This is a genomic window from Pseudomonas sp. PAGU 2196, from assembly GCF_022179005.1.
Taxonomy (GTDB): Bacteria; Pseudomonadota; Gammaproteobacteria; order Pseudomonadales; family Pseudomonadaceae; genus Aquipseudomonas; species Aquipseudomonas kermanshahensis.
The window spans coordinates 23,981-49,448 of record NZ_BNTL01000015.1 but is presented as its reverse complement, the minus strand read 5'-3'; the positions used below and the strand labels follow the sequence as shown (position 1 = coordinate 49,448).

Here is a 25,468-nt window from a genome sequence, read left to right as displayed (position 1 = left end):
CTTATCCTTCTCCATTAGGTGCATGTTGTCCGCGCACCTGGGTGAGGTTCTTCCTCGAGCTGGTGAGGTAGTCGCAGCGCTTCCCCAACTGCCGCTCCAGGGCAGCGGCGTATAGATGCCTGGCAACAAGCATGTCCTGACTGGCATGGCCTACGCACCGGAAGTAGCTGGTTGCCGCGACCCACGAGAGCGCAGGCTCCTGCAGTAAGGCCTCTAGCCCCATAACCTGCGTGGGGGTGATTAGCGAACGCGCTAGGGCCTGGCTGATTTCCCCCGACTCCCGCATCGCTGCCTGGGGGTCGTCGACGTGAATAAGCGCCTGGCCAAGCAGCCCGGGATCGACTTCACAGGCATGCACCGTGCTACCCCCAATAGCATTGATGTGTACGCCGGGCTTGAGTTGATGAGCCATGACCAGCGGGGATGACGTATCGTGAGAAGTGGTGGTGCAGACGATGTCCGCATCAACCAGTGCCTGCGCGACTGACTTGACAGCCTCAACCGGCACGCCGATCTGCTCGCTCATGGTGAGGGCAAAGGCGCGACAGCGATCCATGTCTCTTGCCACCACCCTGACCCAACGCAATGTTCGGATCGCGGCTATGGCCCGTATGTGAGCCCTCGCCTGAACTCCTGCCCCGAGCACCGCCAGCGTCGGTTGAGCAAGTGGGCAGAGCCGGTCGGTGACCAGCGCACTCATGGCGGCCGTGCGTAATGCAGTCAGCGCGGAGCCATCTAGCATGGCCTGCAGGCGCCCGGTATCGGGCTCGAGTAACAATACCGCACCATTGATCGCCGGTAGCCCTCGACGGGAATTGCCCGGGAAGAAAGACGACACCTTGATGCCCATTATCTGGCTCTCAGGAAGGACGGCAGGCATGAACAAGGAAAACGCCTGATGCGCGGGATGCTCGATGACATGCCGCGCCGGCACCTTGTCCGGTGTGCGAGCGCTGGCGCGGTAACCTCTCGCCAACACATCCAGAAGCCCTGTGATGTCAGTGCAGTCATGAATATCCTGCGCGTTGAGTAGAAGCACATTCGAATCCTCGTCCGTCATGACTTCAACCAATCGGGTAGCCCTGCGAATTTACTTCGCAAGGAACCAGGAAGGATCGCTTGTAGGTGATGACTGGCAAGCCATCTTGGTTGCAGCCGGTCACCCGCACGGTGACGATCCCCTGCCCAGGCCGCGAGACCGAAAGTCGCTTTGCCAGTACTTCGCTCTCGGCATAGAGGGTGTCGCCGGCAAATACCGGATTCGGCAGGCGAATTTCGTCCCAACCCAGGTTGGCTATCGCACGCGCACTCAAGGTAGTGACAGTCATCCCACTGACGATGGCAAAGGTTACAGAGCTGTTGACTAGCAGACGCCCGAACTCTGTCCGTTGTGCATAGTGTGCATCTACATGGGCGGGGTGGTTGTTCATGTTGATCAGAGACTGCCACAAGTTGTCCAGCTGGCTGACGGTCCGTCCCGGGCGGTGCTCGAACAGGTCGCCAATAACGAAGGCCTCGTAGAACAAACCTGGGGCTTCCCGATAGCGGTTTGCTGCAATACGCTGATAACCGGTGATCATCGGTTCCATTGCCAACCCCCTCAGAGCCCCAGTTCCTGGGCACGTTGCATGACCTTCATGGCTTGTTTGACGAACGGTGGCCCAATCATCAGAGCATTCAATCGGGTAATCTTTTCGCCACTACTGCGGGAAGCCTCGACAATCGCGCAGGCTTTTTTGAGTTCCTCGGACGAAGGCGTGAAGGCCTGGTTGATAACTGCCACCTGACGTGGATGGATCGCCGTCTTGCCGCAGAAACCCAAGTCTCGGGCAGCCAGGCTTTCACGCAACAGGCCGGGCTCATCGTCCAGATGGAAGTAGGCAGTGTCGAATGCCGCGATTCCTGTTGCCGCCGCCGCCGCGACAATGCTCGACCGGGCATGCAGCATGTTCTGCCAACCACCGATGTCCACACCCAGGCTGGCCGCGTAATCCGCGGAGCCGAAGATCAACCCATCAGCACGATGCGCCACCGCATGGATGTCATACAGGCATGAAGGAGTTTCCACTGTGACGAACACCAAGGGCGACAGAACTCCCCCGCGGGCCAAGTTGGCGCGAACGACATCGATCTCGTCTGCACACTCAAGCATGGTCATAACCACGATATCCGGCCGCAGCACCAACCGCGAGAGCAACAGCAGGTCCTCTAGCCCTTCGTTGCTGCGCAGGGGATTGATGCGCACCGCCATGCCGGCCAATGGCTGCTCGGCAAAGAATCGCTCAATGTTCTGCCGTGCTTCGGCCTTCTGCTCGATGGGGACTCCATCTTCCAAGTCCAGGACCATGACGTCGCTGAGTTTGCTCTTGCAGTATTGCTCTGGGTAAAGGGCCGAACAGTAGAGTAGGCTTCGGGGTGCGAAAGAGATCATGGGCGCACCTCCGCCTGGCATGCCAGCTCCCCGTCGCACTGCTGAATCTGCTGCGCGATGATCGAACAAAAACTGCGGACATCTTTCTCGGCCATGTCTGCTCGCAGCATGACCCGTAGGCCGGATTTATTCCTAGCGACGATCGGGAAGAACACCGCCGAGGTATAGTAGCCTTGCTGAAACACCGCCTCGGACACCTTAACTGCCATATGAGGGCTTGCCATGGGCACAATACGAATGGGCGATGGCGTGCCGGTATGCTCGGTTGGCACCAGCTGGTCGAACAGGGCGATATTATCGGCCAGCCTGCGCTGCAGGGTGGCCAGTTCGGCGCTACGATGGATCTCCAACGATGCCATAGCTGCGCCGATCGCTGCTGGATTGAGATATTGTGAATAGGACATCGGTCCGCCAAATCGACGGAACTCCTTTAGATACGATGCTTGCCTGGACATGAATATAGCACCGCCATTGGCAGCAAATGCCTTGGCCAACGAGTAAACCAGAATAGTCCTGCTGTTCAGCTCGGGCATTAGCATACGAACAACGCCCTCGCCTTTTTTTCCATAGGCACTCAATGAATGGGAATCATCGAAGTAAAGAAACAACCCGTACTTTTCCTGCAGGATGAGCAACTGTTCGATGGGCGCACTGCCACCCATGCTATAAGCCCCATCGGCAACATAAGCCACCTGCCGGTGGCGCTTGCACGCATCTTCAATCAATTGCACATCATTATGAGCGCACGTAGTGACCTGGGTTTCATCACCGCAAATGGCCTTGACCTGATTCAGTGCGAAGTGTGCGTGCTTGTCAAAAATAAGATAAGGCCGTACGCCATTGGTAAATATGCCAGCAGCGAGTAATGGCAATGAAGCTACAATCCCGGCGCTACAGGAAGTTGCGGTAAACGCCTGACAGTCGAAGTGCGACGACAGCGCATCCTCCAGCTCATCGAGCTCGCGCAGGCGGATACGGATGCGCGAGGTCGGCAGGTTGACGGTGCCGCAGTCCAAGACATAGCGAGCTGCTCGCTGTACCAGGCGCTCGTCGATCTCAAGCCCCAAATAGGAGCAGGAGCACATGTTCATGAAGACATGTCCATTCTGATCGCGCAGCCGGCTGGATGGGTAATGGACAACGCTGCGATCTGTCAGGCCTGACTCCTGAGCGAGCTGCCAGGACGCACTGCCTAACTCGATGGTACGGGTGGTATTGATGAATAGGTTTCTTTGTTCGGACATAGCATCCCCCATAAACATGTACACATGCTTAACTAGCAAAGAAAAAAGAAATTTCCTACAATAAATCACACCAAATATTTCTTGTTGCCCTCCAATAAAAAAACCATCGAATGCAATACCAACACTACCCAACAGGACAGGTCAACCCCAACAGGCAAACCAGCACCTCAGCCCCGCACTAAGTTACGCCAAGGGTTATCACCATTGGAAAATTCAAACAAGCACACCCACTCTCCAGACACGCAGAAATAGCCAATTAATACTCACACCAACTCGGAAATGATTTGTTGCACTTACCATTGGCGAGCCACCTAAGCACCACCTATTCTGCTATAGATTTTTTTGGTAAAACCAACTTTCCATTCGATAAAAACAACTGCGCGCAGAGCGTTTAAAAATATTGGTGGCACGGCATGTTCAACCTGGCGCACGACTACGCCCGCAACGACATGACTGCCTACGTGAAGCTGCAGGAGCAAGAATTCGCTGATGCCAGCAAAGGCTACACCTTCGTTGCGCACCAGCAGGAAGTGGGCACTGGCTACTTCGATGACATGACCACCGTGATTCAAGGTGGGGCTTCGTCGGTGACTGCGCTGACCGGTTCGACTGAGGAAGAGCAGTTCCACTGATAACAGCGGGCTGCTGAAGGAGGGCCCGGGACTCGCAAGCGTCTCGGGCCTTCTTTTTACCTGCACTGGCCTCTTCGCGGGCAAGCCCGCTCCCACAGGTATCGCGCCATGCTCGAAATAGGCGCAGAACCTGTGAGAGCGGGCTTGCCCGCGAAGAGGCCAGTGCAGACGAAAGCAAAACCCAGGATCCGGACTATGCTTGTGGCAGCACAGTAGCAAGGACTGCCCATGCTTCGTCCAAGCCACCTGATCACAATCGCCGTCGCAGCCGCTGCTTTTTATCTCTATACACTGGCCAGCGACAATGCCCTGCTTGGCCTGCTGGTCAAACCCGTTCCGATACTGGCGCTGATCGCCTGGCTCTACCAGGGGCCCGACACTGTATACCGCCATTGGATCGTCATCGGCCTGGGTTTTTCGGTACTGGGTGACGCACTTCTGGCCGTCCCAGCCGACCTGTTCGTGTTCGGTTTGGCAGCGTTTCTCTGCGCCCACCTGGCTTACCTGCGTGCCTATTGCAACATGACGTTACGCCCGGCCCTGCCAGCTCTGCTGCTGAGCGCGGCGACGGGCTCGACGCTGCTGGGGGTGCTGGCCAGCCACGGCCTCGGCCCACTTCTGGCCCCAGTGGCGCTGTATGCCCTGGCGATCAGTGCCATGCTCTGGCGCGCTCTGGCATGCGGCGGTATCGCCGGGCTCGGCGCGTGCATGTTCGTATTTTCTGACAGCCTGATCGGCATCGACCGCTTCGTCAGCCCGTTCGCTGCTGCGCCTTACCTGATCATCGTCGCTTACTGGCTGGGCCAGTGGGCAATCGCTTCATCGGCCCGCCACGGCTTAACCGATAAAGTATTGACCCAGAGCGGTGCGCGAGGCGCTGGAAACTGTTAGAACGAGCCTTTTTCGCATTTGCAAGTAGCCAACCCGCCCGTGCAACTTTACAAGGCTCACAAGAGGAGGATTTCACCGCACCAAGCTCAATGCGATTAATTATCATTACATAATTAGGAATTCGTTACGTCGCGCAAGAAACATAATTAACAAAAACGCGCGCAATGCCCGAAATTCAAGGCTTTCAGCCAGTTACGAAAGATTTTTGTTCTTAATCCTACGAATAAATTGCCACAGAAATTTTACTTGCACCGGGTTTACCCATAAAATCAGCGCGATTGATTCAGCTGCGACATTTGGTCACTGCATGTGCGACACCAGGTCGCCGCTCTACTTATTTCAGACTGCAGAGCTGGGTCTCTGTATAAGGATCTCTAGCATGTCCGATTCGGCAGGACTCATCGCCCACAACTGGGGCTTTGCCATCTTCCTTTTGGGTGTCGTCGGCCTGTGTGCCTTCATGCTCGGTCTGTCCAGCCTGCTCGGTAGCAAGGCCTGGGGCCGCGCCAAGAACGAACCCTTCGAATCCGGCATGCTGCCCGTCGGCAGCGCCCGCCTGCGCCTGTCCGCCAAATTCTATCTGGTCGCGATGCTGTTCGTGATCTTCGATATCGAAGCCCTCTTCCTCTTTGCATGGTCTGTGTCCGTCCGCGAAAGCGGCTGGACCGGGTTCGTCGAAGCGCTCGTTTTCATAGCAATTCTGTTGGCAGGTCTTGTCTACCTTTGGCGCGTCGGTGCTCTTGATTGGGCTCCCGAAGGTCGCCGCAAGCGGCAAGCGAAGCTGAAACAATGAGGCTTTGGCAATGCAATACAATCTCACCAGAATCGATCCGGATGCGCCCAACGAGCAGTACCCGGTAGGTGAACGGGAAACCGTCACCGACCAACTGCTCGAGGACCAGGTCCACAAGAACATCTACATGGGGAAACTCGAAGATGTGCTGCGTGGCGCGGTCAACTGGGGTCGCAAGAACTCCCTCTGGCCGTATAACTTCGGCCTGTCCTGCTGCTACGTGGAAATGACCACGGCCTTCACGGCGCCCCACGACATCGCCCGCTTCGGCGCCGAAGTCATCCGGGCCTCGCCGCGTCAGGCCGACTTCATGGTCATCGCCGGTACCTGCTTCATCAAGATGGCGCCGATCATTCAGCGCCTGTACGAGCAGATGCTCGAGCCGAAGTGGGTCATCTCCATGGGTTCGTGCGCCAACTCCGGTGGCATGTACGACATTTACTCGGTCGTTCAGGGGGTCGACAAGTTCCTCCCCGTGGATGTTTACGTGCCTGGCTGCCCGCCTCGCCCTGAAGCGTTCCTGCAAGGCTTGATGCTGCTGCAGGAGTCGATTGGCCAGGAGCGACGCCCGCTTTCCTGGGTTGTTGGTGATCAAGGCATTTACCGTGCCGAGATGCCTGCCCAGAAAGACCTGCGTCGTGAACAGCGTATCGCGGTAACCAACCTGCGCAGCCCCGACGAAGTCTGATCCAGCGACCTGCCGCCCGCTCCCCAAGGAGCCGGCGGCCTGGCTTCATTCTCTACGTTGACTCAAAGCGACCGAGACCATGACAGCGGACACCGCTATTTATATTCCGCCTTACAAGGCTGACGACCAGGATGTGGTCGTCGAATTGCACAACCGTTTTGGTGCCGACGCATTCGTCGCCCAGGAAACCCGCACCGGCATGCCGGTGCTGTGGGTAAAACGTGCACAGCTCAAAGAAGTACTCAGCTTCCTGCGCAACGTCGCCAAGCCGTACAGCATGCTGTACGACCTGCATGGCGTCGACGAGCGCCTGCGTACCCAGCGCCGCGGCCTGCCCGCTGCCGATTTCAGCGTGTTCTACCACCTGCTGTCGGTCGAGCGTAACAGCGACGTGATGATCAAGGTGTCGCTCAGCGAAGGCGACCTGAACCTGCCGACCGTGACCGGCATCTGGCCCAACGCCAACTGGTACGAGCGCGAAGTCTGGGACATGTTCGGCATCGACTTTGCCGGCCACCCGCACCTGAGCCGCATCATGATGCCGCCCACCTGGGAAGGCCACCCGCTGCGCAAGGACTACCCAGCCCGCGCCACCGAGTTCGACCCCTACAGCCTGACCCTGGCCAAGCAGCAGCTTGAAGAGGAATCGGCACGTTTCAACCCGGAAGCCTGGGGTATGAAGCGCCAGGGCGCCAACGAGGACTACATGTTCCTCAACCTCGGCCCCAACCACCCCTCTGCCCACGGTGCGTTCCGTATCGTCCTGCAGCTGGACGGTGAAGAGATCGTCGACTGCGTACCGGACATCGGCTACCACCACCGTGGCGCCGAGAAGATGGCCGAGCGCCAGTCCTGGCATAGCTTCATCCCCTACACCGACCGTATCGACTACCTCGGCGGGGTGATGAACAACCTGCCGTACGTACTGGCGGTAGAGAAGCTGGCCGGCATCAAGGTGCCGCAGAAAGTCGACGTGATTCGCATCATGCTCGCCGAGTTCTTCCGCATCACCAGCCACCTGTTGTTCCTGGGTACCTACATCCAGGACGTCGGCGCCATGACCCCGGTGTTCTTCACCTTCACCGACCGCCAGCGCGCCTACACCGTGATCGAAGCGATCACCGGTTTCCGCCTGCACCCGGCTTGGTACCGCATCGGTGGCGTCGCCCACGACCTGCCGCGCGGCTGGGACAAGCTGGTCAAGGACTTCGTCGACTGGCTGCCTAAGCGCCTCGACGAATACACCAAGGCCGCCCTGCAGAACAGCATCCTCAAGGGCCGTACCGTCGGCGTTGCCGCGTACAACACCAAGGAAGCGCTGGAATGGGGCACCACCGGTGCCGGCCTGCGTTCCACCGGTTGCGACTTCGACCTGCGTAAAGCGCGCCCGTATTCTGGCTACGAAAACTTCGAGTTCGAAGTACCGCTGGCCCACAACGGCGATGCCTACGATCGCTGCATGGTCCGTGTCGAGGAGATGCGTCAGAGTATCCGCATCATCGACCAGTGCCTGCGCAACATGCCGGAAGGCCCGTACAAGGCGGATCACCCGCTGACCACGCCGCCGCCGAAAGAGCGCACCCTGCAGCACATCGAAACCTTGATCACGCACTTCCTGCAAGTCTCGTGGGGCCCGGTCATGCCGGCCAACGAGTCGTTCCAGATGATCGAAGCGACCAAGGGCATCAACAGTTACTACCTGACGAGCGATGGCGGCACCATGAGCTACCGCACCCGGATCCGTACCCCGAGCTACCCGCACCTGCAGCAGATCCCTTCGGTGATCAAAGGCAGCATGGTCGCCGACCTCATTGCGTACCTGGGCAGTATCGACTTCGTTATGGCTGACGTGGACCGCTAAGCATGAACAGCACGCTTATCCAGACAGACCGTTTCGCCCTGAGCGAAACCGAGCGCTCGGCCATCGAGCACGAGATGCATCACTACGAGGACCCGCGCGCGGCGTCCATCGAAGCCTTGAAGATCGTCCAGAAGGAACGTGGCTGGGTGCCGGACGGCGCCATTCACGCCATCGGCGAAGTGCTGGGCATCCCGGCCAGTGACGTCGAGGGCGTGGCTACGTTCTACAGCCAGATCTTCCGTCAACCGGTCGGCCGCCACATCATCCGCGTGTGCGACAGCATGGTCTGCTACATCGGTGGCCACGAGTCGGTGGTCAGCCAGATCCAAAGCGAACTGGGCATCGGCCTCGGCCAGACCACCGCCGACGGGCGCTTCACCCTGCTGCCGGTCTGCTGCCTGGGCAACTGCGACAAGGCCCCGGCCCTGATGATCGACGATGACACCTTTGGCGACGTGCAGCCTACTGGCGTTTCCAAACTGCTGGAGGGTTACGTATGACCATTACTTCCTTCGGCCCGGCCAACCGCATCGCGCGTTCGGCCGAAACCCACCCACTGACCTGGCGTCTGCGTGACGACGGCGAGCCGGTCTGGCTTGCCGAGTACCAGGCCAAGAATGGCTACGCTGCTGCCCGCAAGGCACTGAGCGAGATGTCGCAAGACGACATCGTGCAAAACGTCAAAGACTCCGGCCTCAAGGGCCGCGGCGGCGCAGGCTTCCCCACGGGTGTGAAGTGGGGCCTGATGCCTAAAGACGAATCCATGAACATCCGCTACCTGCTGTGCAACGCGGATGAAATGGAGCCGAACACTTGGAAGGACCGCATGCTGATGGAGCAACAGCCCCATCTGCTGGTCGAGGGCATGCTGATCAGTGCCCGCGCCCTGAAGGCCTACCGCGGCTACATCTTCCTGCGTGGCGAGTACACCACCGCAGCGAAAAACCTCAACCGCGCCATCGACGAAGCCAAGGCCGCTGGCCTCCTGGGCAAGAACATCCTGGGCTCGGGCTTTGACTTCGAGCTGTTCGTGCACACCGGTGCCGGCCGCTACATCTGCGGTGAAGAAACCGCACTGATCAACTCGCTGGAAGGCCGCCGCGCCAACCCACGTTCCAAGCCGCCCTTCCCTGCCGCCGTTGGCGTATGGGGCAAGCCGACCTGCGTGAACAACGTCGAGACCCTGTGCAACGTGCCGGCCATCGTCGCCAACGGCAACGACTGGTACAAGTCGCTGGCCCGCGAAGGCAGCGAAGACCACGGCACCAAGCTGATGGGCTTCTCCGGCAAGGTGAAAAACCCTGGCCTGTGGGAACTGCCATTCGGCGTCACCGCCCGTGAGCTGTTCGAAGACTACGCCGGCGGCATGCGCGATGGCTTCAAGCTCAAATGCTGGCAGCCTGGTGGCGCCGGTACCGGTTTCCTGCTGCCTGAGCACCTCGACGCACAGATGTACGCCGGCGGCATCGCCAAGGTTGGCACCCGGATGGGTACTGGCCTGGCCATGGCGGTCGACGACAGCATCAACATGGTCTCGCTGCTGCGCAACATGGAAGAGTTCTTCGCCCGCGAATCGTGCGGCTGGTGCACCCCATGCCGTGACGGCCTGCCGTGGAGCGTGAAAATGCTGCGCTCGCTGGAGCAAGGCCAAGGCCGCGCCGAAGACATCGAGACCCTGCTGGGTCTGGTCAACTTCCTCGGCCCAGGCCGTACCTTCTGTGCTCACGCACCGGGTGCCGTCGAGCCGTTGGGCAGTGCCATCAAATACTTCCGCTCCGAATTCGAGGCCGGTGTCGCCCCAGCCAGTGCTGCCGATGCCCTGCGCCCGAACCTGGCCAAGCCAGTACCGAGCGGGCCGATCGTGGTCGGCGCATAACAAGATGAGCTGCGGGTGGTCCGTGCCACCCGCCAGCCTGCAGGCCGGCCCGAACGATTCGCGGCGGGCCGCAGGCGTACAGATTTCCATTAGCCACGCCCGCTCACGCGGGCCAACGAAGAACTTTGAACAATGGCCACTATCCACGTAGACGGCAAAGCGCTCGAAGTCAACGGTGCAGACAACCTGTTACAGGCGTGTCTGTCGCTCGGCCTCGACATCCCTTATTTCTGCTGGCACCCCGCGCTTGGTAGCGTTGGCGCCTGCCGGCAGTGCGCGGTCAAGCAGTACACCGACGAGAACGACACCCGTGGTCGTATCGTCATGTCCTGCATGACCCCTGCCTCCGACGGCACCTGGATCTCCATCGAAGATGAAGAGTCCAAGGCGTTTCGCGCCAGCGTCGTCGAATGGCTGATGACCAACCACCCGCACGACTGCCCAGTGTGCGAGGAAGGCGGTCACTGCCACCTGCAGGACATGACGGTAATGACCGGCCACAACGAGCGCCGCTACCGTTTCACCAAGCGTACCCACCAGAACCAGGACCTCGGCCCGTTCATCGCACACGAGATGAACCGCTGCATCGCCTGCTACCGCTGCGTGCGCTACTACAAGGACTACGCAGGCGGTACCGACCTGGGTGTCTATGGCGCTCACGACAACGTGTACTTCGGCCGCGTTGAAGACGGCGTGCTGGAAAGCGAGTTCTCCGGCAACCTGACCGAGGTCTGCCCGACCGGCGTGTTCACCGACAAGACTCACTCCGAGCGCTACAACCGCAAGTGGGACATGCAGTTCGCACCGAGCATCTGCCACGGCTGCTCCAGTGGCTGCAACATCAGCCCCGGCGAGCGCTACGGTGAACTGCGTCGCATCGAAAACCGCTTCAACGGCTCGGTCAACCAGTACTTCCTGTGCGACCGCGGCCGCTTCGGTTATGGCTACGTCAACCGCACCGACCGCCCACGCCAGCCACGCCTGGCCGATGGCACCAAGCTGAGCCTGGACGCCGCACTGGACAAGGCCGCTGACCTGCTTCGCGGGCGCACCATCGTCGGTATAGGCTCGCCGCGCGCCAGCCTCGAAAGCAACTACGGCCTGCGTGAGCTGGTCGGCGCCGACTACTTCTATTCGGGCATGGAAGCGGGCGAACTGGCCCGTGTGCGCCTGGCCCTGAACGTGCTGAACAACAGCCCGCTGCCGGTGCCGACCCTGCGCGACATCGAAGACCACGACGCTGTGTTCGTGCTCGGTGAAGACCTGACCCAAACCGCCGCCCGCGTTGCCCTGTCCGTACGCCAGGCCACCAAAGGCAAGGCCGAAGCCATGGCCGAGGCGATGAAAGTGCAGCCTTGGCTGGACGCTGCGGTGAAAAACATCGGCCAGCACGCGCTGTACCCGCTGTTCATCGCCAGCCTGGCTGAAACCAAGCTGGATGACGTCGCTGAAGAATGCGTACACGCAGCCCCGGCTGACCTGGCCCGTATCGGCTTCGCCGTAGCCCACGCCATCGACCCGAGCGCCCCGGCCGTTGCTGGCCTGGACGAAGAAGCCAAGGCCCTGGCCCAGCGCATCGCCGATGCCCTGGTTGCGGCCAAGCGCCCATTGGTAGTTGCCGGTACCTCGCTGGCCGACCCGGCGCTGATCGAAGCTGCCGCCAACATCGCCAAAGCCCTGAAGCTGCGCGAGAAAAACGGTTCGCTGAGCTTGGTCGTGCCTGAAGCCAACAGCTTCGGCCTGGCGATGCTGGGCGGTGAATCCGTCGATGCCGCGCTGGACGCGGTCATCAGCGGCAAGGCCGACGCCATCGTGGTCCTGGAAAACGACCTGTACACCCGCGTCTCGGCCGCCAAGGTCGATGCCGCCCTGGCTGCAGCCAAGGTCGTGATCGTTGCCGACCACTCCAACACCGCCACCCTGGAACGCGCTCACCTGGTACTGCCGGCAGCCTCGTTCGCCGAAGGTGACGGTACCCTGGTCAGCCAGGAAGGCCGCGCCCAGCGCTTCTTCCAGGTGTTCGACCCGCAATACCTGGACAGCAGCATCCTGGTTCACGAAGGCTGGCGCTGGATGCACGCCCTGCGTGCGACCCTGCTGAACAAGCCGGTCGACTGGACCCAACTGGACCACGTCACCAGCGCCTGCGCCGAAGCCGCCCCGCAACTGGCTGGCATCGTCAACGCAGCGCCTTCCGCCGCGTTCCGCATCAAGGGCATGAAACTGGCCCGTGAGCCGCTGCGCTACTCCGGCCGTACCGCCATGCGCGCCAACATCAGCGTGCACGAGCCGCGTACCCCGCAAGACAAGGACACCGCGTTCGCCTTCTCGATGGAAGGTTACTCGGGCTCCGTCGAACCGCGCCAGCAAGTGCCGTTCGCCTGGTCGCCGGGCTGGAACTCGCCGCAAGCCTGGAACAAGTTCCAGGACGAGGTCGGTGGCCATCTGCGTGCCGGTGACCCGGGCGTGCGCCTGATCGAATCGCAAGGTGATCGCCTGAACTGGTTCAACGCCATCCCGGGCGCATTCAACCCGGCCCGTGGCACCTGGACCGCCGTGCCGTTCTTCCACCTGTTCGGCAGCGAAGAAAGCTCCTCGCGCGCCGCTCCGGTACAAGAGCGCATCCCTGCTGCCTACGTTGGCCTGGCCAAGTCCGAAGCGGACCGCCTGGGCGTCAACGAAGGTGCGCTGCTCAGCCTCAACGTGGCGGGCGTGGCACTGCGTCTGCCGCTGCGCATCAATGAAGAGCTGGGCGCTGGCCTGGTCGCGCTGCCGAAAGGCCTGGCCGGTATTCCGCCTGCCATCTTCGGTGCATCCGTCGAAGGCCTGCAGGAGGCAGCACAATGAGCTGGTTCACCCCCGAAGTGATCGATGTGATCATCCAGGTCGTCAAGGCTATCGTGGTGCTGCTGGCCGTAGTCGTCTGCGGCGCCCTGCTCAGCTTCGTCGAGCGCCGCCTGCTGGGCTGGTGGCAGGACCGCTACGGTCCTAACCGGGTCGGCCCGTTCGGCATGTTCCAGATCGCCGCCGACATGCTGAAGATGTTCTTCAAGGAAGACTGGAACCCGCCCTTCGTCGACAAGATGATCTTCACCCTGGCACCGGTCGTGGCCATGAGCGCCCTGCTGATCGGCTTCTCGATCATCCCGATCACACCGGGCTGGGGCGTCGCCGACCTGAACATCGGCTTGCTGTTCTTCTTCGCCATGGCCGGCCTGTCGGTGTACGCCGTACTGTTCGCCGGTTGGTCGTCGAACAACAAGTACGCGCTGCTGGGCAGCTTGCGGGCATCGGCACAGACCGTCTCGTACGAGGTGTTCCTGGGCCTGGCGCTGATGGGCGTGGTGGTGCAGGTGGGTTCGTTCAACATGCGCGACATCGTTGAATACCAGGCCCAGAACCTGTGGTTCATCATTCCGCAGTTCTTCGGCTTCTGCACCTTCTTCATCGCAGGCGTCGCCGTGACTCACCGTCACCCGTTCGACCAGCCGGAAGCGGAACAGGAACTGGCCGACGGCTACCACATCGAGTATGCCGGCATGAAATGGGGCATGTTCTTCGTCGGTGAGTACATCGGCATCATCCTCATTTCGGCGCTGCTGGTGACCCTGTTCTTCGGCGGCTGGCACGGTCCGTTCGACCTGCTGCCTCAGGTGCCGTTCCTGTGGTTCGCGCTGAAAACCGCGTTCTTCATCATGCTGTTCATCCTGCTGCGCGCCTCGATCCCGCGCCCACGCTATGACCAGGTGATGGACTTCAGCTGGAAGTTCTGCCTGCCGCTGACCCTGATCAATTTGCTGGTGACCGCTGCGATCGTGCTTTACAACACGCCAGCCGTCGCGGCCCAGTGAGGATTTGACCCATGTTCAAGTATATCGGCGACATCGTTAAGGGCACCGGCACTCAGCTGCGCAGCCTGGCCATGGTGTTCTCCCACGGGTTCCGCAAGCGCGACACCCTGCAGTACCCCGAAGAAGCGGTGTACCTGCCGCCGCGCTACCGCGGCCGCATCGTCCTCACCCGCGACCCCGACGGCGAGGAGCGCTGCGTAGCGTGCAACCTCTGCGCGGTGGCCTGCCCGGTCGGCTGCATTTCGCTGCAGAAGGCCGAGACCGAGGACGGTCGTTGGTACCCTGAGTTCTTCCGCATCAACTTCTCGCGCTGCATCTTCTGCGGCCTGTGCGAAGAGGCGTGCCCGACCACCGCGATCCAGCTGACTCCGGATTTCGAAATGGCCGAGTTCAAGCGTCAGGACCTGGTGTACGAGAAAGAAGATCTGCTGATCTCCGGCCCCGGCAAGAACCCTGACTACAACTTCTACCGTGTTGCGGGTATGGCGATCGCTGGCAAGCCGAAAGGCTCTGCACAGAACGAAGCCGAGCCGATCAACGTGAAGAGCTTGCTCCCATAAGGACAGAAAGATGGAATTCGCTTTCTACTTCGCATCCGGGATCGCCGTGGTCTCCACCCTTCGGGTGGTGACCGGCACCAACCCCGTGCACGCCCTGCTCTACCTGATCATTTCGCTGATTTCCGTGGCAATGATCTTCTTCGCCCTGGGTGCGCCGTTCGCCGGCGCCTTGGAAGTGATCGCCTACGCCGGCGCCATCATGGTGCTGTTCGTCTTCGTGGTGATGATGCTCAACCTGGGGCCGGCGTCGGTCGCCCAGGAGCGCGGCTGGCTCAAGCCTGGCATATGGGCCGGGCCGGTGATCCTTGCCGCCCTGCTGCTGCTCGAGCTGCTGTACGTGCTGTTCGTCACCCCAAGCGGCGCAGCCATCAGCGGTACCACCGTGGACGCCAAGGCCGTGGGCATCAGCCTGTTCGGCCCGTACCTGCTGGTGGTCGAACTGGCCTCGATGCTGCTGCTCGCCGCAGCCGTCACCGCCTTCCACCTGGGCCGTAACGAGGCGAAGGAGTAAATCATGGGTGCTATCCCTCTCGAGCATGGTCTGGCGGTCGCCGGTATCCTGTTCTGCTTAGGTCTGGTTGGCCTGATGGTCCGCCGCAACATCCTCTTCGTGCTCATGAGCCTGGAAGTCATGATGAACGCCTCTGCGCTGGCGTTCATCGTCGCCGGCGCCCGTTGGGTCCAACCCGATGGCCAGGTGATGTTCATTCTGGTGATCAGCCTGGCAGCCGCCGAGGCCAGTATTGGCCTGGCTATCCTGCTGCAGCTGTATCGCCGCTTCCACACTCTCGACATCGATGCTGCCAGTGAGATGCGCGGATGAACCTTATCTTCCTGACTTTCGTCTTCCCCCTGATCGGCTTCTTGCTGCTGTCGTTCTCGCGCGGGCGGTTCTCGGAGAACCTGTCCGCCCTGATCGGCGTCGGCTCGGTGGGCCTCTCGGCCGCGACAGCCGCCTACGTGATCTGGCAGTTCAACGTCGCCCCGCCTGAAGGCGGTGCGTACAGCCAGCTGCTGTGGCAGTGGATGTCGGTGGACGGCTTTGCGCCGAACTTCACCCTGTACGTGGACGGCCTGTCGGTCACCATGCTCGGCGTGGTCACCGGCGTAGGCTTCCTGATCCACCTGTTCGCGTCCTGGTACATGCGTGGCGAAGCCGGTTACTCGCGCTTCTTCTCGTACACCAACCTGTTCATCGCCAGCATGCTGTTCCTGGTGCTGGGCGATAACCTGCTGTTCATCTACTTCGGCTGGGAAGGCGTGGGCCTGTGCTCGTACCTGTTGATCGGTTTCTACTACAGCAACCGCAACAACGGTAACGCAGCACTCAAGGCCTTCATCGTCACCCGTATCGGCGACGTGTTCATGGCCATCGGCCTGTTCATCCTGTTCGCCCAGCTGGGTACCCTGAACGTGCAGGAACTGCTGGTGCTGGCACCGCAGAAGTTCCAGGCGGGTGACACCTGGATGGTCCTGGCTACCCTGATGCTGCTGGGTGGCGCGGTCGGTAAATCGGCCCAGCTGCCGCTGCAGACCTGGCTGGCCGACGCAATGGCGGGCCCGACCCCGGTTTCGGCACTGATCCACGCCGCAACCATGGTGACCGCGGGCGTATACCTGATCGCCCGTACCAACGGCCTGTTCCTGCTGGCGCCGGACGTCCTGCACCTGGTTGGCGTAGTCGGCGGTGTGACCCTGGTACTGGCCGGCTTCGCCGCGCTGGTTCAGACCGACATCAAGCGTATCCTCGCCTACTCGACCATGAGCCAGATCGGCTACATGTTCCTGGCCCTGGGCGTTGGCGCCTGGGACGCGGCGATCTTCCACCTGATGACCCACGCCTTCTTCAAGGCCCTGCTGTTCCTTGCCTCCGGTGCGGTGATCGTTGCCTGCCACCACGAGCAGAACATCTTCAAGATGGGCGGCCTGTGGAAGAAACTGCCGCTGGCCTACGCCAGCTTCGTGGTCGGTGGTGCCGCCCTGGCTGCCCTGCCAATCGTCACCGTGGGCTTCTATTCCAAGGACGAGATCCTCTGGGAAGCCTTCGCCAGCGGCAACACCGGTTTGCTGTACGCCGGCCTGGTCGGTGCGTTCATGACCTCGCTGTACACCTTCCGCCTGATCTTCATCGCCTTCCACGGCGAAGCCAAGACCGAAGCCCACGCGGGCCACGGCATCAGCCACTGGCTGCCGCTGGGCGTGCTGATCGTGCTGTCGACCTTCGTCGGCGCCTGGATCACCCCGCCACTGGCCGGTGTACTGCCTGAAAGCGCCGGCCATGCCGGTGGCGACGCCAAGCACTCGCTGGAGATCGCCTCGGGTGCCATCGCCATCGCCGGTATCCTGCTGTCGGCCCTGCTGTTCCTGGGCAAGCGTCGTTTCGTCAGCGCCGTCGCCAACAGCAGCATCGGCCGCGTCCTGTCGGCCTGGTGGTTCGCTGCCTGGGGCTTCGACTGGATCTACGACAAGCTCTTCGTCAAACCTTACCTGCTGATCAGCCACATCCTGCGCAAGGACCCGGTTGACCGCAGCATTGGCCTGATCCCTCGGATGGCCCGTGGCGGCCACGTCGCCATGAGCAAGACCGAGACCGGCCAGCTGCGTTGGTACACCGCCTCGATCGCCGTCGGCGCCGTGCTGGTACTCGGCGCTGTGGTAGTGGCCGCGGTATGACTATGAATCTTGCGACTTTGCCAAAGGAAACCAACCCGTCATGATTTTGCCTTGGCTGATCCTGATCCCCTTCATCGGCGGCTTCCTGTGCTGGCTGGGTGAGCGCTTCGGCGCCACCCTGCCGCGCTGGATCGCGCTGCTGACCATGTCCCTGCTGCTCGGCATCGGCCTCTACCTGTGGGGCACCGGCGACTACACCCTGGCCCCTGCTCCGGGCGCCGAACCTGCCTGGGCACTCGAATACAAAGTCGAGTGGATCAAGCGCTTCGGCATCAGCATCCACCTGGCCCTCGACGGCCTGTCGCTGCTGATGATCCTGCTGACCGGCCTGCTCGGTGTGCTGTCGGTACTGTGCTCCTGGAAAGAGATCCAGCGCCACGTCGGCTTCTTCCACCTCAACCTGATGTGGATTCTGGGCGGTGTGGTCGGTGTGTTCCTGGCCCTGGACCTGTTCCTGTTCTTCTTCTTCTGGGAAATGATGCTGGTGCCGATGTATTTCCTCATCGCGCTCTGGGGTCACAGCTCTGCAGACGGCAAGAAGACCCGGATCTACGCTGCAACCAAGTTCTTCATCTTCACCCAGGCCAGCGGCCTGATCATGTTGGTGGCGATCCTTGGCCTGGTGCTGGTCAACTACAACACCACCGGCGTACTCACCTTCAACTACAGCGACCTGCTCAAGGCCGAGCTGCCAGCCGGTGTCGAGTACGTGCTGATGCTGGGCTTCTTCATCGCCTTCGCGGTCAAGCTGCCGGTGGTGCCGTTCCACTCCTGGCTGCCTGATGCTCACGCCCAGGCACCGACTGCAGGCTCCGTGGACCTGGCGGGTATCTTGCTGAAGACGGCGGCCTACGGCCTGCTGCGCTTCGCCCTGCCGCTGTTCCCGAACGCCTCGGCCGAGTTTGCACCGATCGCCATGACCCTGGGCCTGATCGGTATCTTCTACGGTGCCTTCCTGGCCTTCGCGCAAACCGACATCAAGCGCCTGATCGCCTTCTCCAGCGTTTCGCACATGGGCTTCGTGCTGATCGGTATCTACTCCGGCAGCCAGCAAGCCCTGCAAGGCGCGGTGATCCAGATGCTGGCCCACGGCCTGTCGGCTGCTGCGCTGTTCATCCTGTCCGGCCAGCTGTACGAGCGCCTGCACACCCGTGACATGCGTCAAATGGGTGGCCTGTGGCACCGCATCGCCTACCTGCCTGCGATCAGCCTGTTCTTCGCCGCCGCATCGCTGGGGCTGCCAGGCACCGGCAACTTCGTCGGCGAGTTCCTGATCCTGATCGGCAGCTTCGCCAGCGTGCCGTGGATCACCGTGATCGCCACCACCGGCCTGGTCTTCGGCTCGGTCTACTCGCTGATCATGATCCACCGCGCCTACTTCGGCCCAAGCAAAAGCGACACCGTGCTGGCCGGCATGGACGGCCGCGAGCTGATCATGGTGCTGGGCCTGGCAGTGCTGCTGATCGTGCTTGGTGTGTACCCGCAGCCGTTCCTCGACACTTCTGCCGCCACCATGAGCGGTGTGCAGCAGTGGCTTGGTTCCGCTTTCACTCAACTCGCTTCGGCCCGGTAAGAGCGCTATGGAATTCACCACTCAACACTTCATCGCATTGGCGCCGATGCTGATCACCACCATCACCACGGTGGTGGTGATGCTGGCGATCGCCTGGAAGCGCAACCACTCGCAGACCTTCCTGCTGTCCACCGTGGGCCTGAACCTGGCCTTGCTGTCGATCTTGCCAGCACTGAAGGTCGCGCCCCTGGCGGTGACCTCGCTGATCACCATCGACAAGTTCGCCTGCCTGTACATGGCGATCATCCTGGTGGCCACGCTGGCCTGTGTCACGCTGGCCCACGCTTACCTTGGCGAAGGCGCCAAAGGCTTCCCGGGCAACCGTGAAGAACTCTACCTGCTGCTGCTGATGTCGGCACTGGGTGGCCTGGTGCTGGTCAGTGCCAACCACTTGGCCGGCCTGTTCATCGGCCTGGAACTGCTGTCGGTGCCGGTCTATGGCCTGGTGGCGTATGCCTTCTTCAACAAGCGTTCGCTGGAAGCCGGCATCAAGTACATGGTGCTCTCGGCTGCAGGTTCTGCCTTCCTGCTGTTCGGCATGGCACTGCTGTACGCTGATGCCGGTAGCCTGAGCTTCGACCAGATCGGTAAAGCCCTGGCAGCCACCAACATGCCAAGCCTGGTCGCACAACTGGGCCTGGGCATGATGCTGGTCGGCCTGGCCTTCAAGTTGTCGCTGGTGCCGTTCCACCTGTGGACCCCGGACGTGTACGAAGGTGCTCCGGCGCCGGTCGCTGCGTTCCTGGCCACCGCCAGCAAGGTTGCGGTATTCGCCGTGGTCGTGCGCCTGTTCATGCTCTCCCCTGCTGCCAGCAGCGGCGTGCTGAGCACCGTTCTGGCGGTGATCGCGGTGGCTTCGATTCTGGTCGGTAACCTGTTGGCGCTGACCCAGAGCAACCTCAAGCGTCTGCTGGGTTACTCGTCGATCGCCCACTTCGGTTACCTGGTCATCGCCCTGGTCGCCAGCAAGGGCCTGGCCCTGGAAGCCATGGGCGTGTACCTGGTCACCTACGTGATCACCAGCCTGGGTGCCTTCGGCGTCATCACGTTGATGTCCTCGCCTTACGGCGGCCGTGATGCGGACGCCCTGTACGAGTACCGTGGCCTATTCTGGCGCCGTCCGTACCTGACTGCCGTGCTGACCGTGATGATGCTGTCGCTGGCCGGCATCCCGCTGACTGCAGGCTTCATCGGCAAGTTCTACATCATCGCCACCGGCGTCGAGTCGCACCTGTGGTGGCTGGTCGGCGCCTTGGTGATCGGTAGCGCCATCGGTGTTTACTACTACCTGCGCGTCATGGTCACCCTGTACCTGGTCGAGCCAAACCTGCGTCGTCACGATGCCCCGCTGAAGTGGGAACAGCGCACCGGCGGCGTCATGCTGCTGGCCATCGCTATCCTCGCCTTCGTGCTCGGTGTCTACCCGCAACCGCTGCTGGAAATGGTTCAGCAGGCCGGCTTGCAACTGATCGGCTGATCAGCCCTGCAATACAGAACACCCCGCTCATGCGGGGTGTTTTTTTTTGCGCCAAAGGGCTGTCTACTCGACCGCTTCAGGCAATGCGGCCCTGCGTAGGTCACCATTGGCCGATGGCAGGTGGACTTCAGGGTTGGGCATACCGCTGGGAGAAAGTTCATGGGTCATTTCAAACTCGGCTCGCACTGACCAGCCACAGGCCTCGGTGGTGCATTGCAGGTAGGCGACCCGAAGAAATATATGGCGCCCCTCACTGGTACGTATGCGCATACGGCTGTTGCAATGCGGGCAGACCAGCTTATACGTACTCACGGCAGGCACCTGCAGGCATTAAACACGCCGCCGATCTGTGAGAATGATCGTTTAGTTTTGTCAGTATTTACTGCGTAAGTGACTGTATTCTTCAGTTTGATGCTTCTCATTGCAGAAATGCTCCTTAAAAACGCAGGGCTGTATTCATAACGAGTAGTTTAAGCCCATGGAATATCATTAAACCAGACATGGATAATTGTTATGAGTACTCACTTGCTATCGCCTGTACTTGCGCGCCTGAAGCTTTTGATGGGTTGCGAGACGGATGCTGAGCTATCCAGAGCGCTGGCCATCAGCCCACAGACGTTGAGCAGCTGGAAGGTACGCGACAGCATTCCATACTCAATATGCATAGCAATCGCCAGGCAGCATGCGTGCTCCCTCGACTGGCTGCTGCTGGGTGAACCCGTACAACATCGCAACGCTGACAAGGATGACTGGGAGCGGGACATGCTCGAGCGGCTACGCACGCTTTCTGCAGACGACCGCCAGGCGGTGCTGCTGCTCATCCAGGACAAACAACGTATCCAACAACTGGAACAGCAACTGAGCGAGCTTGCCAAACACCTGCCTGACACCATCAGCCGTTAACCTCTGCGTCGCCAACGCTGGATGATTTCGCTCGGGTCCAGCGCATCCAGCGAAGCCATTACCTTTAGGCTGATCGGGATTACCACCACTGCTGCCACGAAGGCGGCCATGCCACGGGTAAGCATAGGTGCTAGGGACATCACCAAGGGCTCGAACAGGTGGCCCACACCTACGGTCACGAACACCAGCAGCCCTTTCTTGCAGATCGTCAGGCGCGTGGATGTATTGGTGATCAAGCGGTCTCGAGCAGCGCTGACCAACAGGGCCCCCAGCAACGCGCTGAACAGGACCGTGCCATCCATCCCCACGAGCTCCAGAGCAGCCACGAACAGGCCCTCGAACAATGTGCATTCACGCATAAGCACCTCCCCTGCGCGACGCCTTCCGCTGGGGAACTGCGCGCAGATCTCGCAGGATCGAGGCCTCTACAAAGCGCGTGTAACAAACCAGCAGTGCCCGCCCATGATCGTGCCCGGACACATCCTCCAGACGCTTATAGCCCCGCTCACGCAGTGCCGCGCGCCAACGTGCGAACTCTCGCGATGCATCGATAGCGGCGCATTGTGCTGCAACCTCGAAATGCGCCTCGCTGGTATCCGGCCGAAGCTGCAAGCGCTCACGCAATGCCGCCAGCTCCAGCCGCGGCCAGAACGGGTCATGGCAGTCTGGGAACCGGGGCCCTACGGCAGCAGGTTTAAGATGAGTTGCTGTACGCTGATTCATGTTCATCCCCCCCTCACTGCTCGGCCAGCATGCCGTAGCGAATCGCCCTGATGACGGCCGCCACGCGTGTAGGCACATCGAACTTGCGCAAGATATTGGCAACGTGAAAGTTCACCGTTGACTCCTTGCACTCCAGTATCTGGCCAATTTCCCACGAGCTCTTGCCGTAGGCGCACCACAGCAATACCTGCCGCTCACGCGGCGTCAGGTGGATGGGTGAATCCGAGAGGGATTCGGGCGAGTGTCGTGCGTTGTCATTCATCGTTGAACTCCACGAGTGTTTGAGAGAGGCATCACTGCCGATCTGCAAACACCTTACGAAGCACCCCGCCCCCCCCTCCAGCCGAGCAACTTGTAAAGAACTTGCCTACAAAACCGTCTGACGAAGGTTGCGCGAGATTTACTGCAGTTCTTCGTGCTCCAAGCGCCGTTTCGCTCGTCTCAACGCCGTTGTCCATTCGCCTTTCGCCTGGAGTCGTACGATGCGTTCCGTTTTACCCCTCTCGTCTTGCCTTGGCCTGCTGGCTGCCATCACCGCCACGCCACCTGCCCTGGCCGCACAATCGGTCGAGTTGGGCCAGGTGCTGATCACCGACGAGGAGCAAAGCGAACTGACGGCCGCCAGCGAGCGTTTGCGCGAAATCCCAGGCGCCAGCAATCTCGTGGACATGCAGCGTGTGGGGCAAGGCCGGGTCGCCAGTAACCAGGATGTACTCGCGTACCAGCCTGGCGTGTTCGCCCAGTCGGCGGGCAATGACGGTATCAAGCTGTCGATCCGTGGGTCGGGCATCAACCGGGCACCTGGGGCGCACGGTTCCGGTGTCTACACGATGTTCGACGGCTTGCCGCTCACCGGCCCAGGCGGTACCCCATACGAGCTGTTCGAACCGCTGTGGCTGAGCCGTGCCGAGGTTTTGCGCGGGGCCAATGGCTTCGATCAAGGCGCCCTGGCCCTGGGTGGCGCCATCAACTACGTCACCCATACCGGCTACGATGCCGCGCCTTTGCAGGTGCGATACGAGGTCGGCAGCCGCGGCTACCAGCATCGGCACATCAGCTCTGGGCAGGTGCTGGGCAACCTCGACTACTACGTGGCGCTGACCGACTCGGAATACGACGGCTATCAGGCGCACAGCAGTGGCAGTGCCAAAGGTATTGCCGCGAACGTCGGCTACCGTTTCAACCCGAACCTGGAAACGCGTTTCTACCTGCGTTACCGGGAAACCGAGAACGACCTGGCCGGGCGCCTGACCAAGGACCAGATCAAGCATGACCCGCGTGCCGCCAACGCGGCGTACCTGGCGCGCGACGACAGCCGCCCGCAACCGGGCAGCACCTGGGTGGCCAACAAGACCACCTTCTACCTCGAGGACGATGCCCGGGTGGAAGCCGGGCTGGTCTATCACGACTTCCCCATGGACCTGCGCGAAGGCCCGATGCGCCTGAAGGTCGCTTACACCGATGTCAGCGGCACCCTGAACTACTTCCGCCGCGACACCCTGCTGGGCCGGGAGAGCAAGACCACCCTAGGCTGGCGAACCACCAAACACCTGCCCAACAGTGGCGCCTCGCAATTTGCCCGTACCAGCGGCGATAACTTCGGCGCACGCAGCCGCGACTTCAGCTACCAGGGCTCGGACACCGTGTTGCATGCAGGCAACGACTTGGAGCTGATCCCGGACCTGTGGCTGACCACCGGCCTGGCGATGATCTACACCCGCCGCGAAAGCGACGTCAGCTACCCGCTCACGGGTGGCAAGGTCAGCCAGCATGACTGGGACTACGCGCCGCGCCTGGGCCTGCGCTACGACATCAGCCCGCAACTGCAGGTTTACGGCAACCTGAGCCGCTCGGTAGAGCCGCCACACCCCTGGTCGCTGATCTGGAGCTCACCGGTAGCGACGCAGCCGATCGACCTGCAAAATCAGACAGCCACCACGCTGGAGCTCGGCGCGCGCGGCGACTCGGCGCTGGGGCGTTGGGACCTGGCCTGGTATTACTCGCAAGTGCGCCACGAACTGTTGGCCGTGGAAATCGTGCCAGGCCTGCCGGCCAAAGAGTTCAATGCCAGCGCCACCGTGCACCAGGGTGTCGAGGCAGGCCTGGACACTACGCTGTGGGAGCGAGCAGGAACAGGCAAGCTGAGCCTGCGCCAGGCCTACACCTTCAGTGACTTCCACTACCGTGACGACGAGCAGTTCGGTGACAACCGCCTGCCGGGCATCCCCATGCACTACTACCAGGGTGAGCTGCGTTATGACTGGCCCAGCGGCTTCTATGCCGGGGTCAACACGCAAATGGCATCGAAGGTGCAGGTGGATTATGCCAACAGCTATCACGCCGACGCCTATGCCTTGCTGGGCGCGCGCCTGGGCTGGGACTCACCGAAACAGGACTGGCAGACCTGGCTGGACCTGCGCAACCTGACCAACAAACGCTACGCCGCGACAGTAACGCCAGGCTACAACGACGCCGGGCAGGACATTGCCCGCTCGACGCCGGGTGAAGGGTTTGGGGTTTATGCGGGGGTTTCCTACAGCTTCCGATAAACGCCGGGGCCGCCATGCGCCCCCGCACCTGAACAGGGCTTCAGACCGCCCTGTTCAACTTCACCCACGCAGCGAACTTGTCGACAAACCCCTGCAGAAACGGCCGCGTCTTATCATTGAGTTTGCCGGATTCCTCGAACAGGTTCGCCGCGCCCCCTAGGTACGCCTCAGGCATCTGCATGCAAGGCATGTCGAGAAACACCAGCGACTGGCGCACGGCATGGTTGGCACCAAAGCCGCCAATGGCCCCCGGCGACACACTCACCACTGCCGTCGGCTTGCCGCTCCAAGCGCTTTCGCCATAAGGCCGGGAGCCAACATCAATTGCGTTCTTCAGGCAACCCGGCACCGAACGGTTGTACTCCGGCGTGACGAACAGCACTGCGTCACTGCGGCGAATCTCGTCACGAAAGCGCTTCCAGGACGCTGGCGCGGTGGCCTCGACGTCCTCGTTATACAGGGGCAGATCGCCAATCTCGACAATCTTCAAGGCAAGGCTGGACGGCGCCAGCTCCGAAAGTGCGCGGGCTACCTTGCGGTTGTAGGAATCCTTGCGCAAGCTGCCGACGACGACCGCTACCGAATACACCTGGCTCATGGCGATTTCCAACCTTTGCTGGCTAAGAGGACGTTGTAGTTATAGATGACCGTTTCTCGGCGCTTTGGTTTTTTTTCCACCCGGCGAAAACTTCCGGGTATCTTGTACGGTCTATGTTTCCAGACATTTCTTACGTAATTCAGAG

At 61.1% G+C, this 25,468-nt stretch carries 25 protein-coding genes and 1 pseudogene; 17 read left to right on the top strand and 9 right to left on the bottom strand.

The window, feature by feature from the left end:
• Position 1: 1 nt before the first annotated feature.
• Genes MFF34_RS15105 through MFF34_RS15090 form a run of 4 tightly spaced genes read right to left on the bottom strand, consistent with a single transcriptional unit; the run spans position 2 to position 3,675 of the window.
• Complete coding sequence (locus MFF34_RS15105) at positions 2–1,060, bottom strand: ornithine cyclodeaminase family protein (RefSeq protein ID WP_238214978.1); 1,059 nt, start codon at positions 1,058–1,060, stop codon at positions 2–4.
• A 4-nt stretch (positions 1,061–1,064) separates the two neighbouring features.
• Positions 1,065–1,589, bottom strand: a complete 525-nt coding sequence (locus tag MFF34_RS15100) for a MaoC family dehydratase (protein ID WP_238214971.1) — start codon at positions 1,587–1,589, stop codon at positions 1,065–1,067.
• Between the two features lie 11 nt (positions 1,590–1,600).
• A complete protein-coding gene (locus tag MFF34_RS15095; protein WP_238214970.1) occupies positions 1,601–2,431 on the bottom strand; it encodes a CoA ester lyase in 831 nt (276 codons plus the stop codon).
• Positions 2,428–3,675, bottom strand: coding sequence for an aminotransferase class I/II-fold pyridoxal phosphate-dependent enzyme (locus MFF34_RS15090; protein WP_238214969.1), 1,248 nt, complete (start codon positions 3,673–3,675; stop codon positions 2,428–2,430). The genes MFF34_RS15095 and MFF34_RS15090 overlap by 4 nt, the downstream gene beginning before the upstream one ends.
• 404 nt (positions 3,676–4,079) lie before the next feature.
• On the opposite strand from MFF34_RS15090, the pseudogene MFF34_RS15085 reads away from it, so the two are divergent.
• The 15 genes and pseudogenes from MFF34_RS15085 to nuoN all read left to right on the top strand — a co-directional run.
• A pseudogene (locus MFF34_RS15085) lies at positions 4,080–4,307 on the top strand (isocitrate lyase); the annotation flags it as partial.
• Between the two features lie 228 nt (positions 4,308–4,535).
• On the top strand, positions 4,536–5,198 hold the full coding sequence (locus MFF34_RS15080) for a lysoplasmalogenase (RefSeq protein ID WP_238214967.1): 663 nt from the start codon (positions 4,536–4,538) through the stop codon (positions 5,196–5,198).
• 379 nt (positions 5,199–5,577) lie between these two features.
• Positions 5,578–5,991: an NADH-quinone oxidoreductase subunit A gene (locus MFF34_RS15075; RefSeq protein WP_003251427.1), complete on the top strand. Its 414-nt coding sequence runs from the start codon at positions 5,578–5,580 to the stop codon at positions 5,989–5,991.
• A 10-nt stretch (positions 5,992–6,001) separates the two neighbouring features.
• The gene (locus tag MFF34_RS15070) at positions 6,002–6,679 is read left to right on the top strand and encodes an NADH-quinone oxidoreductase subunit B family protein (protein WP_012313769.1); all 678 of its coding nucleotides are present in this window, start codon (positions 6,002–6,004) and stop codon (positions 6,677–6,679) included.
• Positions 6,680–6,758: 79 nt separating this feature from the next.
• Positions 6,759–8,540, top strand: coding sequence for an NADH-quinone oxidoreductase subunit C/D (gene nuoC / locus MFF34_RS15065; protein WP_027592809.1), 1,782 nt, complete (start codon positions 6,759–6,761; stop codon positions 8,538–8,540).
• Positions 8,541–8,542: 2 nt separating this feature from the next.
• Complete coding sequence (gene nuoE / locus MFF34_RS15060; protein ID WP_027592810.1) at positions 8,543–9,040, top strand: NADH-quinone oxidoreductase subunit NuoE; 498 nt, start codon at positions 8,543–8,545, stop codon at positions 9,038–9,040.
• Positions 9,037–10,416, top strand: a complete 1,380-nt coding sequence (gene nuoF / locus MFF34_RS15055) for an NADH-quinone oxidoreductase subunit NuoF (RefSeq protein ID WP_027592811.1) — start codon at positions 9,037–9,039, stop codon at positions 10,414–10,416. Before nuoE ends, nuoF begins: the two co-directional genes overlap by 4 nt.
• A gap of 132 nt (positions 10,417–10,548) precedes the next feature.
• A complete protein-coding gene (gene nuoG / locus MFF34_RS15050; protein ID WP_238214965.1) occupies positions 10,549–13,263 on the top strand; it encodes an NADH-quinone oxidoreductase subunit NuoG in 2,715 nt (904 codons plus the stop codon).
• A complete protein-coding gene (gene nuoH / locus MFF34_RS15045; RefSeq protein ID WP_027592813.1) occupies positions 13,260–14,267 on the top strand; it encodes an NADH-quinone oxidoreductase subunit NuoH in 1,008 nt (335 codons plus the stop codon). The genes nuoG and nuoH overlap by 4 nt, the downstream gene beginning before the upstream one ends.
• Before the next feature lie 11 nt (positions 14,268–14,278).
• The gene (gene nuoI, locus MFF34_RS15040) at positions 14,279–14,827 is read left to right on the top strand and encodes an NADH-quinone oxidoreductase subunit NuoI (RefSeq protein ID WP_027592814.1); all 549 of its coding nucleotides are present in this window, start codon (positions 14,279–14,281) and stop codon (positions 14,825–14,827) included.
• Positions 14,828–14,837: 10 nt separating this feature from the next.
• On the top strand, positions 14,838–15,338 hold the full coding sequence (gene nuoJ / locus MFF34_RS15035) for an NADH-quinone oxidoreductase subunit J (RefSeq protein ID WP_027592815.1): 501 nt from the start codon (positions 14,838–14,840) through the stop codon (positions 15,336–15,338).
• Between the two features lie 3 nt (positions 15,339–15,341).
• Positions 15,342–15,650 (top strand): NADH-quinone oxidoreductase subunit NuoK, encoded by a 309-nt coding sequence (gene nuoK, locus MFF34_RS15030; protein ID WP_008096201.1) that lies wholly within the window; start codon positions 15,342–15,344, stop codon positions 15,648–15,650.
• Positions 15,647–17,500 (top strand): NADH-quinone oxidoreductase subunit L, encoded by a 1,854-nt coding sequence (gene nuoL / locus MFF34_RS15025; protein WP_027592816.1) that lies wholly within the window; start codon positions 15,647–15,649, stop codon positions 17,498–17,500. Before nuoK ends, nuoL begins: the two co-directional genes overlap by 4 nt.
• Before the next feature lie 40 nt (positions 17,501–17,540).
• Complete coding sequence (gene nuoM / locus MFF34_RS15020; protein ID WP_085272594.1) at positions 17,541–19,073, top strand: NADH-quinone oxidoreductase subunit M; 1,533 nt, start codon at positions 17,541–17,543, stop codon at positions 19,071–19,073.
• Between the two features lie 7 nt (positions 19,074–19,080).
• Positions 19,081–20,550, top strand: a complete 1,470-nt coding sequence (nuoN, locus tag MFF34_RS15015) for an NADH-quinone oxidoreductase subunit NuoN (RefSeq protein WP_085272593.1) — start codon at positions 19,081–19,083, stop codon at positions 20,548–20,550.
• A gap of 63 nt (positions 20,551–20,613) precedes the next feature.
• Here the strand turns inward: nuoN and MFF34_RS15010 are convergent, their stop codons facing one another.
• Positions 20,614–20,862, bottom strand: coding sequence for an ogr/Delta-like zinc finger family protein (locus MFF34_RS15010; protein ID WP_081717454.1), 249 nt, complete (start codon positions 20,860–20,862; stop codon positions 20,614–20,616).
• Positions 20,863–21,063: 201 nt separating this feature from the next.
• Here MFF34_RS15010 and MFF34_RS15005 point away from each other — a divergent pair, with 201 nt between their 5' ends.
• On the top strand, positions 21,064–21,453 hold the full coding sequence (locus MFF34_RS15005) for a helix-turn-helix domain-containing protein (RefSeq protein WP_238214963.1): 390 nt from the start codon (positions 21,064–21,066) through the stop codon (positions 21,451–21,453).
• Here MFF34_RS15005 and MFF34_RS15000 read toward each other — a convergent pair.
• The 3 genes from MFF34_RS15000 to MFF34_RS14990 are packed head-to-tail and all read right to left on the bottom strand — an operon-like array spanning position 21,450 to position 22,438.
• A complete protein-coding gene (locus MFF34_RS15000) occupies positions 21,450–21,812 on the bottom strand; it encodes a hypothetical protein (protein ID WP_099428747.1) in 363 nt (120 codons plus the stop codon). The genes MFF34_RS15005 and MFF34_RS15000 overlap by 4 nt on opposite strands.
• Positions 21,805–22,176 carry a head completion/stabilization protein gene (locus MFF34_RS14995; RefSeq protein ID WP_238215087.1) on the bottom strand — a complete coding sequence of 124 codons (372 nt, stop codon included), beginning with the start codon at positions 22,174–22,176 and terminating at the stop codon, positions 21,805–21,807. The genes MFF34_RS15000 and MFF34_RS14995 overlap by 8 nt, the downstream gene beginning before the upstream one ends.
• A gap of 13 nt (positions 22,177–22,189) precedes the next feature.
• On the bottom strand, positions 22,190–22,438 hold the full coding sequence (locus tag MFF34_RS14990; protein WP_027592821.1) for a helix-turn-helix domain-containing protein: 249 nt from the start codon (positions 22,436–22,438) through the stop codon (positions 22,190–22,192).
• Between the two features lie 220 nt (positions 22,439–22,658).
• Here MFF34_RS14990 and MFF34_RS14985 point away from each other — a divergent pair, with 220 nt between their 5' ends.
• Positions 22,659–24,725: a TonB-dependent receptor domain-containing protein gene (locus tag MFF34_RS14985; protein ID WP_238214961.1), complete on the top strand. Its 2,067-nt coding sequence runs from the start codon at positions 22,659–22,661 to the stop codon at positions 24,723–24,725.
• Between the two features lie 40 nt (positions 24,726–24,765).
• Here the strand turns inward: MFF34_RS14985 and MFF34_RS14980 are convergent, their stop codons facing one another.
• Positions 24,766–25,323, bottom strand: a complete 558-nt coding sequence (locus MFF34_RS14980; protein ID WP_238214959.1) for an NADPH-dependent FMN reductase — start codon at positions 25,321–25,323, stop codon at positions 24,766–24,768.
• Between the last annotated feature and the right edge of the window lie 145 nt (positions 25,324–25,468).

What these genes read in the sequence shown, in the direction of transcription:
- MFF34_RS15105 (WP_238214978.1), bottom strand. Translation starts at nt 1,060, where the DNA reads ATGACGGACGAGGATTCGAATGTGCTTCTACTCAACGCGCAGGATATT.
- MFF34_RS15100 (WP_238214971.1), bottom strand. Translation starts at nt 1,589, where the DNA reads ATGGAACCGATGATCACCGGTTATCAGCGTATTGCAGCAAACCGCTAT.
- MFF34_RS15095 (WP_238214970.1), bottom strand. Translation starts at nt 2,431, where the DNA reads ATGATCTCTTTCGCACCCCGAAGCCTACTCTACTGTTCGGCCCTTTAC.
- MFF34_RS15090 (WP_238214969.1), bottom strand. Translation starts at nt 3,675, where the DNA reads ATGTCCGAACAAAGAAACCTATTCATCAATACCACCCGTACCATCGAG.
- MFF34_RS15080 (WP_238214967.1), top strand. Translation starts at nt 4,536, where the DNA reads ATGCTTCGTCCAAGCCACCTGATCACAATCGCCGTCGCAGCCGCTGCT.
- MFF34_RS15075 (WP_003251427.1), top strand. Translation starts at nt 5,578, where the DNA reads ATGTCCGATTCGGCAGGACTCATCGCCCACAACTGGGGCTTTGCCATC.
- MFF34_RS15070 (WP_012313769.1), top strand. Translation starts at nt 6,002, where the DNA reads ATGCAATACAATCTCACCAGAATCGATCCGGATGCGCCCAACGAGCAG.
- nuoC (WP_027592809.1), top strand. Translation starts at nt 6,759, where the DNA reads ATGACAGCGGACACCGCTATTTATATTCCGCCTTACAAGGCTGACGAC.
- nuoE (WP_027592810.1), top strand. Translation starts at nt 8,543, where the DNA reads ATGAACAGCACGCTTATCCAGACAGACCGTTTCGCCCTGAGCGAAACC.
- nuoF (WP_027592811.1), top strand. Translation starts at nt 9,037, where the DNA reads ATGACCATTACTTCCTTCGGCCCGGCCAACCGCATCGCGCGTTCGGCC.
- nuoG (WP_238214965.1), top strand. Translation starts at nt 10,549, where the DNA reads ATGGCCACTATCCACGTAGACGGCAAAGCGCTCGAAGTCAACGGTGCA.
- nuoH (WP_027592813.1), top strand. Translation starts at nt 13,260, where the DNA reads ATGAGCTGGTTCACCCCCGAAGTGATCGATGTGATCATCCAGGTCGTC.
- nuoI (WP_027592814.1), top strand. Translation starts at nt 14,279, where the DNA reads ATGTTCAAGTATATCGGCGACATCGTTAAGGGCACCGGCACTCAGCTG.
- nuoJ (WP_027592815.1), top strand. Translation starts at nt 14,838, where the DNA reads ATGGAATTCGCTTTCTACTTCGCATCCGGGATCGCCGTGGTCTCCACC.
- nuoK (WP_008096201.1), top strand. Translation starts at nt 15,342, where the DNA reads ATGGGTGCTATCCCTCTCGAGCATGGTCTGGCGGTCGCCGGTATCCTG.
- nuoL (WP_027592816.1), top strand. Translation starts at nt 15,647, where the DNA reads ATGAACCTTATCTTCCTGACTTTCGTCTTCCCCCTGATCGGCTTCTTG.
- nuoM (WP_085272594.1), top strand. Translation starts at nt 17,541, where the DNA reads ATGATTTTGCCTTGGCTGATCCTGATCCCCTTCATCGGCGGCTTCCTG.
- nuoN (WP_085272593.1), top strand. Translation starts at nt 19,081, where the DNA reads ATGGAATTCACCACTCAACACTTCATCGCATTGGCGCCGATGCTGATC.
- MFF34_RS15005 (WP_238214963.1), top strand. Translation starts at nt 21,064, where the DNA reads ATGAGTACTCACTTGCTATCGCCTGTACTTGCGCGCCTGAAGCTTTTG.
- MFF34_RS15000 (WP_099428747.1), bottom strand. Translation starts at nt 21,812, where the DNA reads ATGCGTGAATGCACATTGTTCGAGGGCCTGTTCGTGGCTGCTCTGGAG.
- MFF34_RS14995 (WP_238215087.1), bottom strand. Translation starts at nt 22,176, where the DNA reads ATGAATCAGCGTACAGCAACTCATCTTAAACCTGCTGCCGTAGGGCCC.
- MFF34_RS14990 (WP_027592821.1), bottom strand. Translation starts at nt 22,438, where the DNA reads ATGAATGACAACGCACGACACTCGCCCGAATCCCTCTCGGATTCACCC.
- MFF34_RS14985 (WP_238214961.1), top strand. Translation starts at nt 22,659, where the DNA reads ATGCGTTCCGTTTTACCCCTCTCGTCTTGCCTTGGCCTGCTGGCTGCC.
- MFF34_RS14980 (WP_238214959.1), bottom strand. Translation starts at nt 25,323, where the DNA reads ATGAGCCAGGTGTATTCGGTAGCGGTCGTCGTCGGCAGCTTGCGCAAG.